The 17599-nt window shown below is 69.3% G+C and carries 15 protein-coding genes; 1 reads left to right on the forward strand and 14 read right to left on the reverse strand.

The window, feature by feature from the left end:
• Positions 1 to 5: 5 nt before the first annotated feature.
• The 13 genes from ACTWQF_RS05110 to ACTWQF_RS05170 all read right to left on the reverse strand — a co-directional run bounded on the left by ACTWQF_RS05110 (position 6) and on the right by ACTWQF_RS05170 (position 14654).
• Complete coding sequence (locus ACTWQF_RS05110) at positions 6 to 1658, reverse strand: NADH-quinone oxidoreductase subunit M (protein ID WP_443277374.1); 1653 nt, start codon at positions 1656 to 1658, stop codon at positions 6 to 8.
• 3 nt (positions 1659 to 1661) lie between these two features.
• On the reverse strand, positions 1662 to 3608 hold the full coding sequence (gene nuoL, locus ACTWQF_RS05115) for an NADH-quinone oxidoreductase subunit L (RefSeq protein ID WP_443277376.1): 1947 nt from the start codon (positions 3606 to 3608) through the stop codon (positions 1662 to 1664).
• Positions 3609 to 3621: 13 nt separating this feature from the next.
• The gene (nuoK, locus tag ACTWQF_RS05120; protein ID WP_019354175.1) at positions 3622 to 3921 is read right to left on the reverse strand and encodes an NADH-quinone oxidoreductase subunit NuoK; all 300 of its coding nucleotides are present in this window, start codon (positions 3919 to 3921) and stop codon (positions 3622 to 3624) included.
• Entirely contained in the window at positions 3918 to 4844 is a 927-nt protein-coding gene (locus tag ACTWQF_RS05125; protein ID WP_443277584.1) for an NADH-quinone oxidoreductase subunit J, read from the reverse strand. The genes nuoK and ACTWQF_RS05125 overlap by 4 nt, the downstream gene beginning before the upstream one ends.
• 38 nt (positions 4845 to 4882) lie before the next feature.
• Entirely contained in the window at positions 4883 to 5587 is a 705-nt protein-coding gene (gene nuoI, locus ACTWQF_RS05130; RefSeq protein WP_443277378.1) for an NADH-quinone oxidoreductase subunit NuoI, read from the reverse strand.
• Positions 5547 to 6887: an NADH-quinone oxidoreductase subunit NuoH gene (gene nuoH, locus ACTWQF_RS05135; protein ID WP_443277585.1), complete on the reverse strand. Its 1341-nt coding sequence runs from the start codon at positions 6885 to 6887 to the stop codon at positions 5547 to 5549. The genes nuoI and nuoH overlap by 41 nt, the downstream gene beginning before the upstream one ends.
• A 98-nt stretch (positions 6888 to 6985) precedes the next feature.
• Positions 6986 to 9499 (reverse strand): NADH-quinone oxidoreductase subunit G, encoded by a 2514-nt coding sequence (locus tag ACTWQF_RS05140; protein WP_443277380.1) that lies wholly within the window; start codon positions 9497 to 9499, stop codon positions 6986 to 6988.
• Positions 9496 to 10902 carry an NADH-quinone oxidoreductase subunit NuoF gene (gene nuoF, locus ACTWQF_RS05145; protein WP_443277382.1) on the reverse strand — a complete coding sequence of 469 codons (1407 nt, stop codon included), beginning with the start codon at positions 10900 to 10902 and terminating at the stop codon, positions 9496 to 9498. The genes ACTWQF_RS05140 and nuoF overlap by 4 nt, the downstream gene beginning before the upstream one ends.
• On the reverse strand, positions 10899 to 11633 hold the full coding sequence (nuoE, locus tag ACTWQF_RS05150) for an NADH-quinone oxidoreductase subunit NuoE (RefSeq protein WP_443277384.1): 735 nt from the start codon (positions 11631 to 11633) through the stop codon (positions 10899 to 10901). Before nuoE ends, nuoF begins: the two co-directional genes overlap by 4 nt.
• Positions 11630 to 12961, reverse strand: coding sequence for an NADH-quinone oxidoreductase subunit D (locus ACTWQF_RS05155; RefSeq protein WP_443277386.1), 1332 nt, complete (start codon positions 12959 to 12961; stop codon positions 11630 to 11632). Before ACTWQF_RS05155 ends, nuoE begins: the two co-directional genes overlap by 4 nt.
• Entirely contained in the window at positions 12962 to 13729 is a 768-nt protein-coding gene (locus ACTWQF_RS05160; RefSeq protein ID WP_443277388.1) for an NADH-quinone oxidoreductase subunit C, read from the reverse strand.
• A complete protein-coding gene (locus ACTWQF_RS05165) occupies positions 13726 to 14280 on the reverse strand; it encodes a NuoB/complex I 20 kDa subunit family protein (RefSeq protein WP_443277389.1) in 555 nt (184 codons plus the stop codon). Before ACTWQF_RS05165 ends, ACTWQF_RS05160 begins: the two co-directional genes overlap by 4 nt.
• A 14-nt stretch (positions 14281 to 14294) precedes the next feature.
• Positions 14295 to 14654 (reverse strand): NADH-quinone oxidoreductase subunit A, encoded by a 360-nt coding sequence (locus tag ACTWQF_RS05170; RefSeq protein WP_019354165.1) that lies wholly within the window; start codon positions 14652 to 14654, stop codon positions 14295 to 14297.
• A gap of 754 nt (positions 14655 to 15408) precedes the next feature.
• Here ACTWQF_RS05170 and ACTWQF_RS05175 point away from each other — a divergent pair.
• On the forward strand, positions 15409 to 16209 hold the full coding sequence (locus tag ACTWQF_RS05175; RefSeq protein WP_443277391.1) for a C40 family peptidase: 801 nt from the start codon (positions 15409 to 15411) through the stop codon (positions 16207 to 16209).
• A gap of 70 nt (positions 16210 to 16279) precedes the next feature.
• Here ACTWQF_RS05175 and ACTWQF_RS05180 read toward each other — a convergent pair whose 3' ends face one another.
• On the reverse strand, positions 16280 to 17575 hold the full coding sequence (locus ACTWQF_RS05180) for a geranylgeranyl reductase family protein (RefSeq protein WP_443277586.1): 1296 nt from the start codon (positions 17573 to 17575) through the stop codon (positions 16280 to 16282).
• Positions 17576 to 17599 lie beyond the last annotated feature (24 nt).

Raw genomic sequence — 17599 nt, forward strand, 5'->3', positions numbered from 1 at the left:
GCCTGTCACTCGTGGTCACCTCCGCCGTGTCCAGCCGGCTTGTAGTCGAACCACGCGTGGTGGTCGGCGACGGGATGCTGCGGCTTGGGATCCTTCTTCTGTACGTCCGAAAGCGTGTGCTCCACCGCGGGGTTCACGATCTCGCTGAGCGGCTTGGGGAAGACGCCGAGGAAGATCAGCAGCGCCACCAGCGGCGCCACCACGGCCAGCTCCCGCACCTTCAGGTCCGGCATCCTCTCGATCTCCGGCTTGCGGACCGGGCCCGTCATCGTGCGCTGGTAGAGGACCAGCACGTACAGCGCCGCGAGGATTATCCCGGCGGTGGCCACGATTCCGGCCACCGGATAGCGGCTGTACGTGCCCACCAGCACCAGGAACTCGCTGACGAACGGCGCCAGTCCGGGCAGCGAGAGCGTCGCCAGGCCGCCCACCAGGAAGGTGCCCGCCAGCACGGGTGCGACCTTCTGCACTCCGCCGTAGTCCGCGATCAGACGCGAGCCGCGGCGCGAGATGAGGAAGCCCGCCACCAGCATCAGCGCGGCCGTCGAGATGCCGTGGAAGACCATGTAGAGCGTGGCACCGCCCTGGCCCTGGCTGGTCATCGCGAAGATGCCCAGAATGATGAAGCCGAAGTGCGAGATGGAGGCGTACGCCACCAGCCGCTTGATGTCCCGCTGGCCGACCGCCAGCAGCGCCCCGTACAACACGCTGACCAGCGCCAGGCCGAGCACCACGGGGGTGGCCCAGTCGCTGGCGCCCGGGAACAGGCCCAGGCAGAAGCGGAGCATCGCGAAGGTGCCGACCTTGTCGACGACCGCCGTGATGAGCACCGCGATCGGCGCCGTGGCCTCCCCCATCGCGTTGGGCAGCCAGGTGTGCAGCGGCCACAGCGGGGCCTTGATGGCGAAGGCGACGAAGAAGCCGAGGAACAGCAGCCGTTCGGTGGTCACCGACATCGTCAGATCGCCGCTCGCGCGGGCCCTGAGCAGCTCGGGCAGCGAGAAGGTGCCCTCGCCCAGGCTGTCCGAGCTGACGACGAACAGCCCGATGACGGCCGCCAGCATGATCAGCCCGCCGGCCAGGTTGTAGAGCAGGAACTTCACTGCCGCGTACGACCGCTGCTTGGCGCCCTCTTCCTCACCGGCCGCGTGCGCCCGGTCCCCGAAGCCGCCGATGAGGAAGTACATCGGGATGAGCATGGCCTCGAAGAAGATGTAGAAGAGGAAGACATCGGTGGCGGCGAAGGAGATCAGCACCATCGCCTCGACGGCCAGGATCAGCGCGAAGAAGCCCTGGGTGGGCCGCCAGCGGCTGGTGACCCGCTCGTCGGGATCGGGATCGGCGTCGTGCCAGCCGGCACCGATGACGAACGGGATCAGCAGTGCCGTCAGTGCCATCAGCGCGGCGCCGATCCCGTCGACGCCCAGCTCGTAGCGGACCCCGAAGTCGGAGATCCAGGCGTGTGATTCGGTCAGCTGGTAGCGGGCGCCGTCCGGGTCGAAGCGGGCCAGCACCACACCGGCCAGCACCAGCGTGCCCAGCGAGAACAGCAGCGCCAGCCACTTCGCGGCGGTGCGCTTGGCCGCCGGTACGGCGGCGGTGGCAACGGCCCCGACGGCGGGCAGCGCTGCCGTGACCGTCAGCAGAGGAAATGACATAGCTCAGACCGCCCTCATCAGCAGGGTCGCGGCGATCAGCACTGCCGCGCCGCCGAACATCGAGACCGCGTAGGAACGGGCGAAACCGTTCTGGAGCCGCCGCAGCCGCCCGGACAGCCCGCCGAAGGTGGCGGCCGTGCCGTTGACGGCGCCGTCCACGACCTTGTGGTCGACGTAGACCAGGCTGCGGGTCAGATGCGTACCGCCGCTGACCAGCACCACATGGTTGAAGTCGTCCTGAAGCAGGTCGCGGCGGGCGGCCCGGGTGAGCAGGTTGCCGCGTGGCGCCACGACCGGCACCGGCTTGCGCCCGTACTGGAACCAGGCGGCTCCCACGCCGATGACCAGCGCCACGACCGTCGCCGTCGTCACGGTGGCGGCCGAGACCGGGGAGTGCCCGTGCTCGAACGCCGTCACCGGCTCCAGCCAGTTGACGAAGGACTCGCCCGCCTTGAAGATGCCGCCCGCGAAGACGGAACCGAAGGCCAGCACGATCATCGGGATCGTCATGACCTTCGGGGACTCGTGGGGGTGCGGCTCGGCGTGCTCGCCGCGCGTCTCGGCGGCGGGCTCCACGCTCGGCTCGACGGGGGAGGGGGTGGCCGCCTTACGCCAGCGCTCCTCGCCGAAGAAGGTCATCAGCATCACGCGGGTCATGTAGTACGCGGTGATCGCTGCCCCCAGCAGGGTGACCGCGCCCAGGATCCAGCCCTCGGTGCCGCCCTTGGCGAAGGCGGCCTCGATGATCTGGTCCTTGGAGAAGAACCCGGACAGTCCCGGGAATCCGATGATGGCCAGGTAACCCAGCCCGAACGTCACGAACGTGACGGGCATGTACTTGCGCAGCCCGCCGTAGCGCCGCATGTCGACCTCGTCGTTCATGCCGTGCATCACCGAACCGGCGCCGAGGAAGAGCCCGGCCTTGAAGAAGCCGTGGGTGACCAGGTGCATGATGGCGAAGGCGTAGCCGATCGGGCCCAGCCCGGCAGCCAGGATCATGTAGCCGATCTGCGACATGGTCGAGCCCGCCAGGGCCTTCTTGATGTCGTCCTTCGCACAACCGACGATCGCACCGAACAGCAGCGTGACCGCGCCGACGACGACCACCACCAGTTGCGCGTCCGGAGCGCCGTTGAAGATGGCGCCGGAGCGGGTGATCAGGTAGACGCCCGCGGTCACCATCGTCGCCGCGTGGATGAGGGCCGAGACCGGGGTCGGGCCCTCCATCGCGTCGCCGAGCCAGGACTGGAGCGGCACCTGCGCCGACTTGCCGCACGCCGCCAGCAGCAGCATCAGCCCGACCGCCGTCAGCTTGCCCTCGCTCGCCTCCCCGGCGGAGGAGAGAACGGGCGCGAAGGCGAAGGACCCGAAGGTGGTGAACATCAGGAAGATGGCGATCGCCAGGCCCGCGTCACCGACCCGGTTGACCAGGAACGCCTTCTTCGCCGCGGTGGCCGCGGTCGGCTTGTGCTGCCAGAACCCGATCAGCAGGTACGAGGCGAGACCCACGCCCTCCCAGCCGACGTACAGCAGCAGATAGTTGTCGGCGAGGACGAGCAGCAGCATCGCCGCCAGGAACAGATTGAGGTAGCCGAAGAAGCGCCGCCGCCCCGGGTCGTGCTCCATGTAGCCGACCGAGTAGAGGTGGATGAGCGTGCCCACGCCGGTGATCAGCAGGACGAACGTCATCGACAACTGGTCGAGCTGGAAGGCCACATCGGCCTGGAAGCCCTCCACCGGCACCCAGGAGAACAGCTTCGTGTGCATGGCCCGGTGCTCGGCGCTCTCCCCCAGCATGGAGAAGAACAGCGCCGCACCGATGGCGAAGGACACCGCGGCCAGCAGCGTCCCCACCCAGTGCCCGGAACGGTCCAGGCGTCGCCCGCCGCACAACAGCACGGCGGCACCGAGCAGGGGTACCCCGACGAGCAGTCCGATCATTGACTCCACTGGTTCGTACCCCTTACAGCTTCATCAGGCTGGCGTCGTCGACCGAGGCCGAGTGGCGGGCGCGGTAGAGCATGACGATGATCGCCAGGCCGACCACGACCTCGGCGGCGGCGACGACCATGACGAAGAACGCCATGATCTGGCCGTCGAGATTGCCGTGCATCCGGGAGAAGGCGACCAGCGTGAGGTTGGCGGCGTTCAGCATCAGCTCGATGCACATGAACACCACGATGGCGTTGCGCCGGATGAGGACTCCGGCGGCGCCGATGGTGAACAGCAGCGCTGCCAGATAGACGTAGTTGATCGGGCTCACTTGGCGGCCTCCTCGCGCTCGGTCCCGCGTTCGGTGGCTCGTTCCTCGTCCGTTGGCCCCTCCTCGGCACGGTCCGCCGCGGCGTCCCGTTCGAGGGCGCGTTCGCCGGGGTCCTTGGGGCCGGGGTAGGCGGACTGGCCGTGGTACTCGGCGGTGCGCTGCTCGATCGCGGCCAGCCGGGCGAGCTGCTCGGCGCTGACCTCGCGGATCTGGCCGCGCTTGCGCAGGGTGGGGTTGACGCTGAGCTCGGCCGGCGAACCGTCGGGCAGCAGCGCGGGGCGGTCCACCGCGTTGTGCCGGGCGTAGACGCCGGGCGCGGGCAGCGGCGGGAGCTGTTTGCCGCCGCGTACGCGCTCGATGGCCTGCTCGCGCTGGGACTTGTTCTTCTCGACGCGCTCGCGGTGGGTGAGCAGCGTGGCGCCGACCGCGGAGATGGTCAGCAGCGCGCCGACGACCTCGAAGGCGACCACGTACTTGGTGAACAGCAGCGAGGCGAGCGCCGGAACGTTGCCCTGCGCGTTGGCCGCCTCCAGACCGTTGAAGCTGCCCACCGAGACCTGGCCGATACCCGCGATCAGCAGGATGCCGAGCCCGAGCCCGCAGCCGGCCGCCAGCCAGCGCTGGCCCTTGAGGGTCTCCTTGAGGGAGTCGGCAGCAGTGACGCCGACCAGCATCAGCACGAACAGGAACAGCATCATGACCGCGCCGGTGTAGACGACGATCTGGACGACGCCCAGAAAATAGGCGCCGTTGGCGAGGTAGAAAAGCGCCAGGATGATCATGGTCCCGGCCAGGCACAGCGCACTGTGCACGGCGCGGCGCATCAGTACGGTGCCCAGCCCGCCCAGCACGGCGATGGTGCCCAGCACCCAGAACTGGAGGGCCTCACCGGTGGAGGTGGAGGTGGCCGCGAGCTCGGTCATCGGGGCGGCGAGCTCGGTCATCGGGGCGGCGAGAGCACTCATCGGTCCCCCTCCCCGCTGCTGGTCACAGTCCCGTGCGTCATGGGGCCGTGCGGTGCCGCGTCGAAGGTGGCATCCCCCGCCGCGGCCGGTTCGTCGGCGCCGAAGGTGTCAGCGGACTTCTGCGGCGCCCCGGTGTCGGTGGGGGTCTGCCGCACCGTGCCGGGCGCGGCCTCGCTCACCAGGCCCCGGTAGTAGTCCTTCTCCGTCATGCCGGGGAAGATGGCGTGCGGCGAGTCGACCATGCCCTCTTCCAGGCCGGCGAGCAGCTCCTCCTTGGTGTAGATGAGGGACTCACGGCTGTCGTCGGCCAGTTCGTAGTCGTTCGTCATGGTCAGCGCCCGGGTGGGGCACGCCTCGACGCACAGACCGCACAGGATGCAGCGCAGATAGTTGATCTGGTAGACGCGGCCGTAGCGCTCGCCGGGCGAGTAGCGCTCCTCGTCGGTGTTGTCGGCGCCCTCGACGTAGATCGCGTCGGCGGGACAGGCCCAGGCACACAGTTCGCAGCCGATGCATTTCTCCAGCCCGTCCGGGTGCCGGTTGAGCTGGTGGCGGCCGTGGAAGCGGGGCGCCGTCGGCTTCTTGTACTCGGGGTACTGCTCGGTCAGCCGCTTCTTGAACATGTCCTTGAAGGTCACGCCGAAGCCGGCCACGGGGTTCTCAGGCACCGTCAGCCCCCTTGCTCTCGGTGGTTCCGTCATTGGCGGTGGCCGGCCCGCCCGCCTGGGCACCGACCGGCTCGCGGTCCCGGTCGGCACGCGAGGGCCGCCGTGGCACCGGTGGCAGCGTCTGTCCGGGCAGCGGCGGTACGGGGAAGCCGCCGGCCATGGGGTCGAACGGTTTCTCCGCTGCCGGGGGCTCTTCCTCCTCCTCGCCGCCGCGGAAGAAGTCCACGACGAAGGTGATCAGCAGCAGCGCCAGTGCGGTCCCGGCGACCCAGTAGACGACCTCGCTGTAGTCCCAGCCCTCGTTGCGCATGGCGCGGACGGTGGCCACGAGCATCAGCCACACCAGCGCGACCGGGATGAGGACCTTCCAGCCGAGCTTCATGAACTGGTCGTAGCGCACCCTCGGCAGCGTGCCGCGGATCCAGATGAAGAAGAAGATCAGCACGGCCAGCTTGGCGGCGAACCACAGCATCGGCCACCAGCCGTGGTTGGCGCCCTCCCACCAGGTGGAGATCGGCGCCGGGGCCCGCCAGCCGCCCAGGAAGAGGGTGACCGCGAGCGCGGAGACCGTCACCACGTGGATGTACTCGGTCAGCATGAACATCGCGAACTTGATCGAGCTGTACTCGGTCTGGAAGCCCGCGACCAGGTCGCCTTCGGACTCCGGCATGTCGAAGGGCGCGCGGTGTGCCTCGCCGACCATCGAGATCAGGTAGATCAGGAAGGAGACCGGCAGCAGATAGGCGAACCAGCCGTCAGCCTGCTCCCCGACGATGGTCGAGGTCGACATCGAGCCGGAGTAGAGGAAGACCGCGGCGAAGCTGAGGCCCATCGCGAGCTCGTAGCTGACGATCTGTGCCGTGGCCCGCACCCCGCCCAGCAGCGGGTAGGTCGAACCGGACGACCAGCCGGCCAGCACCACGCCGTAGGCGGCGATGGAAGAGGTGGCCAGGATGTAGAGGACGGCGACGGGCATGTCCGTCAGCTGCATCGCCGTACGGTGCCCGAAGATCGAGATCTCGTTGTCCGCGGGTCCGAACGGGATGACCGCGATCGCCATGAAGGCGGGCACGGCGCCGATCACCGGGGCCAGCAGATAGACGAGCTTGTCGCTGCCCTTGACGGTGATGTCCTCCTTGAGCATCAGCTTCACACCGTCGGCGAGCGACTGGAGCAAGCCCCAGGGACCGTGCCGGTTGGGCCCGATGCGCAGCTGCATCCAGCCCACGATCTTCCGCTCGAAGACGATTGAGACCAGCACCGTCACCATCAGGAACGCGAAGCAGAAGACCGCCTTCAGCGCGATCAGCCAGAAGGGGTCCGTGCCGAACATCGACAGATCCTCGGCGGCCAGGCCCAGCTTCCCCGGGCTCGGCGTCCCGGAGCTCAGCGCCCCGCCACCCAGCACCTCGGAACTCAGCGTCGCGGCACTCATGCACCCACCTCCTGCGTGGTTTCCCGCACGGCGGTACCGGCCGGGCCGATGCGCACCACATCGCCGGGCAGCGCACCGACCTCGGCCGGTACACCGGAGCCGTGCGAATTGAGCGGCAGCCATACGACGCGGTCGGGCATCTCGGTGACCTGGAGCGGCAGCCGCACCTCTCCGCGCGGCCCGCTGACGGCCAGTACGTCGCCGTCCTTGACGCCGACCTCGTCCGCCGTCGCGGCCGACAGCCGGGCGGGTGCCGGATGCCGCGTACCGGCCAGCGCCTCGTCGCCCTCCTGGAGCCGGCCCTGGTCGAGCAGCAGCCGGTGCCCGGACAGCACGGCCTCGCCCGCCTTCGGCTGCGGCGCGGTGCGGGCCGCCGGGACGGCCGCCGCCGGCCGGGGGCCGCCCTTGCGGTGGCCGAGCCGGTCGAGTTCGCCGCGCACCATGCCGACGTCCGGCAGCCCGAGGTGCACATCGAGTGCGTCCGCGAGCATGTTGAGCACCCGGACGTCGGGCTGGGCGTGGCGGCGCGTCATCTGGTCGGGCTTTATCGCCGCCTCGAACGACCGCAGCCTGCCCTCCCAGTTGAGGAAGGTGCCGGACTTCTCCACGGTGGCGGAGACCGGCAGCACCACATCGGCCAGCTGAGTCACGGCGCCGGGCCGCAGCTCCAGGCTGACCAGGAAGCCGACGGCCTCCAGCGCCTGCCGGGCCCGCGCCGGATCGGGCAGGTCCTCGAGACCGACGCCGCCGACGACCAGCGCGGCCAGCTCACCCTCGGCGGCGGCCTCGATGATCTGCGTGGTGTCCCGGCCAGGCTGCGCGGGGAGCTCGGCAACGCCCCAGGCGCGAGCGACCTCCGCACGCGCCTCTGCATCGTCCACCGACCGGGCCCCGGGCAGCAGCCCCGGCAGACAGCCCGCCTCCACGGCACCCCGCTCGCCCGCGCGGCGCGGCACCCACACCAGCTTGGCGCCGGTGGCGACCGCGGTGCGTACGGCGGCGGTGAGCGCACCCGGCACGGTGGCCAGCCGCTCGCCGACCAGGATCAACGAGCCCTCGCCGCGCAGCGCCTCGGCTGCCGCGCCGCCCAGTTCGTCCAGCCCGACGCCGCCGGCGAGCGCGTCCAGCCACTCGGTCTCGGTGCCGGGCGCGGCGGCCAGCAGCCTGCCGCCCGCCTTCTCCAGTCCGCGGCTGGCGTGGCTCGCCAGCGCGAAGGTGCGCTGCCCGTGCTTACGCCACGCCTTGCGCAGCCGCAGAAAGACGCCGGGCGCCTCCTCCTCGGCCTCGAGTCCGGCCAGCAGCACGGCGGGCGCGGCCTCCAGTGCCGTGTAGGTGACTCCGGTGGAGTCCAGATCGCGGCCGTGGCCCGCCACATGGGAGGCGAGGAAGGAGGCTTCCTCGGCCGAGTGCGGCCGGGCGCGGAAGTCGATGTCGTTGGTGCGCAGCGCGACCCGGGCGAACTTGGCGTACGCGTAGGCGTCCTCGACGGTGACCCGGCCGCCGGTCAGCACGCCCGCGCGGCCCTGCGCCCCGGCGAGTCCGCGGGCTGCGGCATCCAGCGCCTCGGGCCAGCTGGCGGGCGCCAGTTCGCCGTCCTCGCCGCGGACCAGCGGCGTGTGCAGCCGGTCGGGTCGCTGCGCGTAGCGGAACGCGAAGCGGCCCTTGTCGCACAGCCACTCCTCGTTGACCTCGGGGTCGTCCTCGGCCAGCCGCCGCATCACCTTGCCGCGCCGGTGGTCGTGCCGGATGGCGCAGCCGCCCGCGCAGTGCTCGCAGACACCGGGCGAGGAGACCAGGTCGAAGGGGCGGGAACGGAACCGGTAGGCGGCCGAGGTGAGCGCGCCGACCGGGCAGATCTGGATGGTGTTCCCGGAGAAGTACGACTGGAAGGGCTGGTCCTCGCCGGTGCCGACCTGCTGCAGCGCGCCCCGCTCCAGCAGCTCGATCATCGGGTCGCCCGCGACCTGGTTGGAGAAGCGGGTGCAGCGCGCACACAGCACGCAGCGCTCCCGGTCCAGCAGCACCTGGGTGGAGACGGCGACGGGCTTTTCGAAGGTGCGCTTCCTGCCCTCGAAGCGGGAGTCGGCGTTCCCGTGCGACATCGCCTGGTTCTGCAGCGGGCACTCGCCGCCCTTGTCGCAGACGGGGCAGTCCAGCGGGTGGTTGATGAGCAGCAGCTCCATCACGCCGCGCTGGGCCTTGCTCGCCACCGGGGAGGTGAGATGGGTCTTGACGACCATGCCGTCGGTGCACTGGATGGTGCAGGACGCCATCGGCTTGCGCTGACCCTCCACCTCGACGATGCACTGCCGGCAGGCGCCCGCCGGGTCGAGCAGCGGGTGGTCGCAGAAGCGGGGGATCTCGATGCCGAGCTGCTCGGCCGCGCGGATCACCAGCGTGCCCTTGGGGACGGAGATCTGGGCGCCGTCGATGGTCAGCGACACGAGGTCTTCGGGCGGCGGGGCGACCTCCCCTCCCCCTTGGGAAGTGCCGGCAGGGGTGACGGTCACGCGTTCACCTCCAGGTGAGCGGAGCCTGGGCCATCAGCCCACGCGGTGGACTTCTCGGGGTCGAAGGGGCAGCCGCGGCCCGCGAGGTGGGCTTCGTACTCGTCGCGGAAGTACTGCAACGAGGAGAAGATCGGGGATGCCGCGCCGTCGCCGAGGGCGCAGAAGGACTTGCCGTTGATGTTGTCGGCGATGTCGGCGATCTTGTCCAGATCGGAGGGGCTCGCCTTGCCCGCCTCGATGTCCCGCATCAGCTGGACGAGCCAGTAGGTGCCCTCGCGGCAGGGGGTGCACTTGCCGCAGGACTCGTGGGCGTAGAACTCGGTCCAGCGGGTGACGGCCCGCACCACGCAGGTGGTCTCGTCGAAGCACTGCAGCGCCTTGGTGCCGAGCATGGAGCCGGCGTTGCCGACGCCCTCGTAGTCGAGGGGGACGTCCAGGTGCTCATCGGTGAGCAGCGGGGTGGAGGAGCCGCCGGGTGTCCAGAACTTCAGCCGGTGCCCTGCCCGCATGCCGCCGCTCATGTCGAGCAGCTGGCGCAGGGTGATGCCCAGCGGCGCCTCGTACTGGCCGGGCCGTGCGACGTGGCCGCTGAGGGAGTAGAGCGTGAAGCCGGGCGACCGCTCGCTGCCCAGGGCCAGCGAGCGGAACCAGTCCTTGCCCCTGTCCACGAGTGCGGGAACCGAGGCGATGGACTCGACGTTGTTCACCACTGTGGGGCAGGCGTACAGGCCGGCGACGGCCGGGAAGGGGGGACGCAGCCGCGGCTGGCCGCGGCGCCCTTCGAGCGAGTCCAGAAGTGCGGTCTCCTCGCCGCAGATGTAGGCGCCGGCACCCGCGTGCACGGTGAGTTCGAGGCCCTTGCCGGGGCCCAGCGCATCCGGTCCGAGATAGCCCGCCTCGTACGCCTCGCGTACGGCCAGGTGGAGGCGGCGCAGCACGGGCACGACCTCGCCGCGCAGATAGATGAAGGCATGGTTGGAGCGGATCGCATGGCAGGCGATCACGATGCCCTCGATGAGGGAGTGCGGGTTGGCGAAGAGGAGGGGGATGTCCTTGCAGGTGCCGGGCTCCGACTCGTCGGCGTTGACGACGAGATAGTGCGGCTTGCCGTCGCCCTGCGGAATGAACTGCCACTTCATCCCGGTGGGGAAGCCGGCGCCGCCGCGGCCGCGCAGCCCTGCCTCCTTGACGTAGGCGATCAGGTCGTCGGGGTCCATGTCGAGCGCCTTGCGCAGCGCCTGGTAGCCGCCGTGCCGCCGGTATCCCGCCAGCGTGTAGGAGTCGGACTCGTCCCAGTGCGCGGACAGTACGGGGGTCAGCAGCTTCTGCGGGTCGGCGCTGCCCTGCCCCGGCTGCGGGGACGTTTCGTCCTGCCCGCCGTCGTGTGGTGCCACCGTCGTCACTTCCCCTCCTCGTCGGATGCCGCGTCGCGGGGAGCGACGACGCCAGGGGTGCTCTCTCCCTTGGCCAGCCGCAGCCCGGCCAGCGAGGCGGGGCCGGCGCTGCCGGAGGCTTCCACCGCGCCGGGCCGCTGGTCGGGGAAGCCCGCCAGCACCCGTGCGGTCTCCTTGAAGGTGCACAGCGGGGCGCCACGGGTGGGGGTGGCCTCGCGGCCCGCGCGCAGATCGTCGACGAGGGCGCGGGCGCTCTCGGGCGTCTGGTTGTCGAAGAACTCCCAGTTGACCATCACGACCGGCGCGAAGTCGCAGGCCGCGTTGCACTCCACGTGCTCCAGCGTGATCTTGCCGTCCTCGGTGGTCTCTCCGTCCCCCACACCCAGGTGTTCGCGCAGCGACGCGTAGATGGCGTCGCCGCCCATCACGGCGCACAGCGTGTTGGTGCACACCCCGACCTGGTAGTCGCCGGACGCCTTGCGGCGGTACATGGAGTAGAACGTGGCGACGGCGTTGACCTCGGCCGTGGTCAGGCCCAGCACCTCCGCGCAGAAGCGCTGCCCGGTGCGGGTGACATGGCCCTCCTCGGACTGCACCAGGTGCAGCATCGGCAGCAGCGCGGAGCGGCTGTCCGGGTAGCGGGCGATGATGTCGCGGGCGTCCGCCTCCAGCCGCTCGCGTACCTCGGCGGGGTAGTCGGGCGCGGGCATCTCGGGGATGCCCATCTCGACGCTTGTCACCGGTCGACGCCTCCCATCACGGGGTCGATGGACGCGACGGCGACGATGACGTCCGCGACCATGCCGCCCTCGCACATCGCCGCCATGGATTGCAGGTTGGTGAAGGAGGGGTCGCGGAAGTGCACCCGGTAGGGACGAGTGCCGCCGTCGCTGACCACGTGCACACCGAGCTCCCCCTTGGGCGACTCGACCGCCGCGTACGCCTCGCCCGGCGGGACCCGGAAGCCCTCGGTCACCAGCTTGAAGTGGTGGATCAGCGCCTCCATGGAGGTGCCCATGATGTTCTTGATGTGGTCGAGGGAGTTGCCGAGCCCGTCCGGGCCCAGGGCGAGCTGCGCGGGCCAGGCGATCTTCTTGTCGGCGACCATCACCGGGCCCGGCTCCAGCCGGTCCACGCACTGCTCGATGATCCGCAGCGACTGGCGCATCTCCTCCAGGCGCACCAGGAACCGCCCATAGGAGTCGCAGGTGTCGACGGTCGGGACGTCGAAGTCGTAGGTCTCGTAACCGCAGTAGGGCTGTGCCTTGCGCAGATCGTGCGGCAGTCCGGCCGAGCGCAGGATCGGACCCGTGGCGCCCAGCGCCATACAGCCGGCCAGGTCGAGATAGCCGATGTCCTGCAGCCGGGCCTTGAAGACGGGGTTGCCGGTGGCGAGCGCGTCGTACTCGGGCAGGTTCTTGCGCATCTTCTTGAGGAACTCGCGCAGCGCGTCCACGGTCCCCGGCGGAATGTCCTGCGACAGCCCGCCGGGACGGATGTAGGCGTGGTTCATCCGCAGCCCGGTGATCAGCTCGTACAGGTCGAGGATCAGCTCGCGGTCCCGGAAGCCGAAGATCATGACGGTGGTGGCACCCAGCTCCATACCGCCGGTGGCGATGGCCACCAGATGCGAGGAGAGCCGGTTGAGCTCCATCAGCAGCACCCGGATGACGTTGGCGCGGTCGGGCACCTCGTTCTCGATGCCCAGCAGCCGCTCCACGGCCAGGCAGTACGCCGTCTCGTTGAAGAACGGCGTCAGATAGTCCATCCGCGTGACGAACGTGGTGCCCTGGGTCCAGGTCCGGAACTCGAGGTTCTTCTCGATGCCGGTGTGCAGGTAGCCGATGCCGCAGCGGGCCTCGGTGACCGTCTCGCCGTCGATCTCCAGGATCAGCCGGAGCACCCCGTGCGTGGAGGGGTGCTGGGGGCCCATGTTGACGATGATCCGCTCGTCGTCGCTCTTGGCGGCGTGCGCGGCCAGCTCGTCCCAGTCCCCTCCGGTGACGTCGTAGACGGTGCCTTCGGTGGTCTCCCGAATGCCTGCGGGTGCGTGGGTTGTAGAAGCCATTTAGGTGTACGACCTCCGCTGGTCAGGAGCGGGAATCTGGGCGCCCTTGTACTCGACGGGAATACCGCCGAGCGGATAGTCCTTGCGCTGCGGAAAGCCCTGCCAGTCGTCCGGCATTATGATCCGCGTCAGCGCGGGGTGGCCGTCGAAGATCAGCCCGAAGAAGTCGTACGTCTCGCGCTCGTGCCAGTCGTTCGTCGGGTAGATGTCGACGATCGAGGGCACGTGCGGGTCCGCGTCGGGCGCGCTGACCTCCATCCGGATCAGCCGGTTGTGGGTGATCGAGCGCAGGTGGTAGACGGCGTGCAGCTCCCGGCCCTTGTCGCCCGGGTAGTGGACGCCGCTGACCCCGGTGCACAGCTCGAAGCGCAGCGCGGGATCGTCGCGCAGGGTGCGGGCCACGCGGGACAGGTGTGCGCGGGCGATGTGGAAGGTCAGCTCGCCGCGGTCGACCACCGTCCGCTCGATGACCTGCTCGGGGTCCAGCCCCTGCTCCTCCAGCGCCCCTTCGAGCTCATCGGCGACCTCGTCGAACCACCCCCCATAGGGCCGCGGCGTCGCGCCCGGCAGCCGTACGGTGCGTACCAGGCCGCCGTAGCCGGAGGTGTCGCCGCCGTTGCGGGCGCCGAACATGCCGCGGCGGACGTCGATGACCTCGCCCGGGTCTCCCTGCGGGACGGGCAGCGACTCCTCGGCCCGCTGGTCAGGGTCGTTCTCGTTGGGCCCCTTGGGACGCTTGGGCTCGCCGGGGCCGTTCTTCTCCGTCATCGCAGCAGCCCTTTCATCTCGATCGTCGGTACGGCCTTCAGGGCCGCCTCCTCCGCCTCGCGAGCCGCTTCCTTCTGATTGACGCCGAGCTTCGAATTCAAAATCTTCTCGTGCAGTTTGAGAATGGAGTCGAGCAACATTTCGGGGCGCGGGGGGCAGCCGGGCAGATAGATATCGACGGGAACGACGTGGTCGACGCCCTGCACGATGGCGTAATTGTTGAACATGCCGCCGGACGAGGCGCACACGCCCATCGAGATGACCCATTTGGGATTCGGCATCTGGTCGTATACCTGCCGCAGCACCGGCGCCATCTTCTGGCTGACCCGGCCCGCCACGATCATCAGGTCGGCCTGGCGCGGCGAGCCGCGGAACACCTCCATGCCGAACCGGGCGAGGTCGTAGCGGCCTGCACCGGTCGTCATCATCTCGATGGCACAGCAGGCGAGCCCGAACGTCGCCGGGAACATGGATGATTTACGCGCCGCACCGGCCATCTTCTCGACCGTGGTGAGCAGAAATCCGCTCGGCAGTTTCTCTTCAAGTCCCATTGCTTATCCTGCCCCTAGTCCCATTCCAGGCCGCCGCGCCGCCAGTCGTAGGCGTACGCGATACCGATGAGGGCGACGAAGACCAGCATTTCGACGAGCCCGAACATCCCGAGTGAGTCGAAATGGACGGCCCACGGGTAGAGGAAGACGATTTCGATGTCGAAGATGATGAAGAGCATCGCCGTCAGGTAGTACTTCACCGGGAAGCGGCCGCCTCCGGCCGGCTGCGGCGTGGGCTCGATGCCGCACTCGTACGCCTCCAGCTTTGCCCGGTTGTAGCGCTTGGGGCCGACGATCGAGGCCACGACCACGGAGAAGACCGTGAACGCAGCCGCGATCGCTCCCAGTACGAGGATTGGTGTGTAGACGTTCACCGCTCCCGTCTCCTTCCAGGCGTCGACTCTGACTGCCGGCAGACCGCTGGGCCGCTGCGCACCCCCACGAAGATCGCTCTTATGTGAGGCAGTTCACAAGCCCTGTTCGCAGGCATCTTAAGCCCGCCCCTCTGTGATCTGCGACACGGGGGGCGGCAACTAGTTTGTGATCTCCACCACCTGACGGCCAATCATCCGATCCGATGAGCAGTAATCTTCATACGCAAAGCGCCAAGATGATCACCCGAGGTGACAGCCAGGCGTGCTCACACCCCTTGGAGGCGGGTCGCTGTACCAAGCACGGGGCTGCATTGGCAAATTCGCGCTGGACGGTTTCTCCTGCTATGCGCGAACCACTGGGGCTCGTGCGCTCGTGAAGCCCGGCACAAGCCCCGAGACCCCCGCGCGATCCGGCCGAGCCCTGCCCGTGACCGAGCAGGATGGGCGATAGGCACCCAACGCCCGCTTTGCACGAAGAGTTGAGTTCGAGCCCCGGATGAAAATGTGAGCTGCGCCACACGCATTTCCGGCAGCCGCTGTCTTCTTTGCGCTCACCTTTTCTCCGTGGTAAGCACACAAGGGATTCCGGCAATGCGGACAACTGCGTGGTCACGGCCCCGTAGTTGGGCAATGATCACGTCCGAGAAGGGCCGCCGAGCAATAGCTGTAGGGCTCAAGTGGCCGTGTACCCGACGACTGTGGCGCATCGCACGATTGTTGAGGGAAGTGTTTGGAGCCTGCTAGGCATTCCCTCATGTCCCCGAAAGCTCAGATACCCAGCCACCGAAAGCCCCGCTCCAGCAAGATGAATACGGCGCTGCGTGCGGGTATGACGGGCGGCGTCATGGGCACCATCGCCCTCACCGCGGCGGCGGCGCCGGCCCTCGCGGCCGACAAGAGCGCACCGGCCGAGACCGTCGAGATGCCCACTCTCTCCACGGCCGACTCGAGCACCCTCGCTGCCGAGTCCCTCCACAACTCCGCCGAGCAGTACAGCCTCCAGGAGGCCCAGGACGACGCGGCGTCCGAGGCCAAGAAGCAGGCCAAGGAGAACAAGGAGAAGGCCGAGGCCGAGGCGAAGCGCAAGGCAGAGGCCAAGCGCAAGGCGGAAGCCGCCCGTAAGGCAGCGGCACAGACGACGGAGCGCGCCTCCCGCTCCGCCGACCGCGCCTCCCTTCCCGAGGCCTCCGCGCCTCAGGGCGGGAACGTGGCCACCCTGCTGAACTTCCTGCGGGCCCAGATCGGCAAGTCCTACGTCCTGGGCGCCACCGGCCCCTCCGCCTACGACTGCTCGGGTCTGACGCAGGCGGCCTTCAAGCAGGTCGGCGTCAACCTGCCGCGCACCTCGCAGCCGCAGTCCACCACCGGCACCCCCGTCTCCCTGGACAACCTCAAGCCGGGCGACATCCTCTACTGGGGCAGCGCGGGCAGCGCCTACCACGTGGCCGTCTACTCGGGCGGCGGCAAGTTCATCGGCGCCCAGAACTCCTCCACCGGCATCGTGGAGCGCCCCATGAACTACGACCAGCCCACCGGCGCGGTACGAGTGCTCTAGGCCGCAGCAGCAACGTATGAGGGCCCCGCCGTTCCGGCGGGGCCCTCATCGTGTGTAGGTCAGTGCGCTGTCAGGCCCTGGGGGTCACCTTGGTGAGGCCGTTGATGATGCGGTCCATGGCGTCGCCGCCGGTGGGGTCGGTGAGGTTGGCGAGCATCTTGAGGGTGAAGCGCATCAGGACCGGGTGCGAGAGGCCGCGCTCGGTGGCGAGCTTCATGACCTTCGGGTTGCCGATGAGCTTCACGAACGCGCGGCCCATCGTGTAGTAGCCGCCGTAGGTGTCCTTGAGGACCTTCGGGTAGCGGCGCAGGGCCAGCTCCCGCTGGGCATCGGTCGCCCGCGCGTGTGCCTGGACGATGGTCTCGGCGGCGATGGCGCCCGACTCCATCGCGTAGGCGATGCCCTCCCCGTTGAACGGGTTCACCAGGCCGCCCGCGTCGCCGACCAGCAGCAGACCGCGCGTGTAGTGCGGCTGCCGGTTGAACGCCATGGGCAGCGCGGCGCCCCGGATGGGACCCGTCATGTTGTCCGGGGTGTAACCCCACTCCTGAGGCATCGAGGCGCACCACGCCTTGAGGATCTCGCGCCAGTCGAGCTCCTTGAAAGCGGAAGAGGTGTTGAGCACCCCGAGGCCGACGTTGGAGGTGCCGTCGCCCATGCCGAAGATCCAGCCGTAGCCGGGCAGCAGCCGGTCCTGCTCGCCGCGCCGGTCCCACAGCTCCAGCCAGGACTCCAGATAGTCGTCGTCGTGCCGGGGCGAGGTGAAGTACGTACGGACCGCGACGCCCATCGGGCGGTCCTCACGGCGGTGCAGGCCCATCTTCAGGGAGAGCCGGGTGGAGTTGCCGTCCGCGGCCACCACGATCGGCGCGTGGAAGGTGACCGGGGTCTTCTCCTCGCCCAGCTTGGCGTGCACGCCGGTGAGCCGGCCGGTCCTGTCGTCCAGGATCGGGTCCGTCACGTTGCAGCGCTCGTGCAGCCGGGCGCCGGCCTTCTGCGCCTGGCGGGCGAGCTGTTCGTCGAAGTCGTCGCGCTTGCGGACGAGCCCGTAGTCCGGGTAGCTGGCCAGCTCCGGCCACGGCAGCTGGAGACGGTGGCCGCCGCCGATGATGCGCAGCCCCTTGTTACGCAGCCAGCCCGCCTCTTCGGAGATGTCGATGCCCATGGCCACCAGTTGCTTGGTGGCGCGCGGAGTGAGGCCGTCGCCGCACACCTTCTCGCGCGGGAACGCCGTCTTCTCCAGCAGCAGCACGTCGAGGCCGCTGCGGGCCAGATGGTACGCAGTCGTGGAGCCCGCGGGCCCGGCGCCGACGACGATCACATCGGCGACCCGCTCAGAAGCGGCTGCCTCCGGCTGGGGCTGCACCTCGGACTCGGAGTGCGCCTTCGG

It is taken from the genome of Streptomyces sp. 8N114, from assembly GCF_052245835.1.
Classification (GTDB): Bacteria; Actinomycetota; Actinomycetes; order Streptomycetales; family Streptomycetaceae; genus Streptomyces.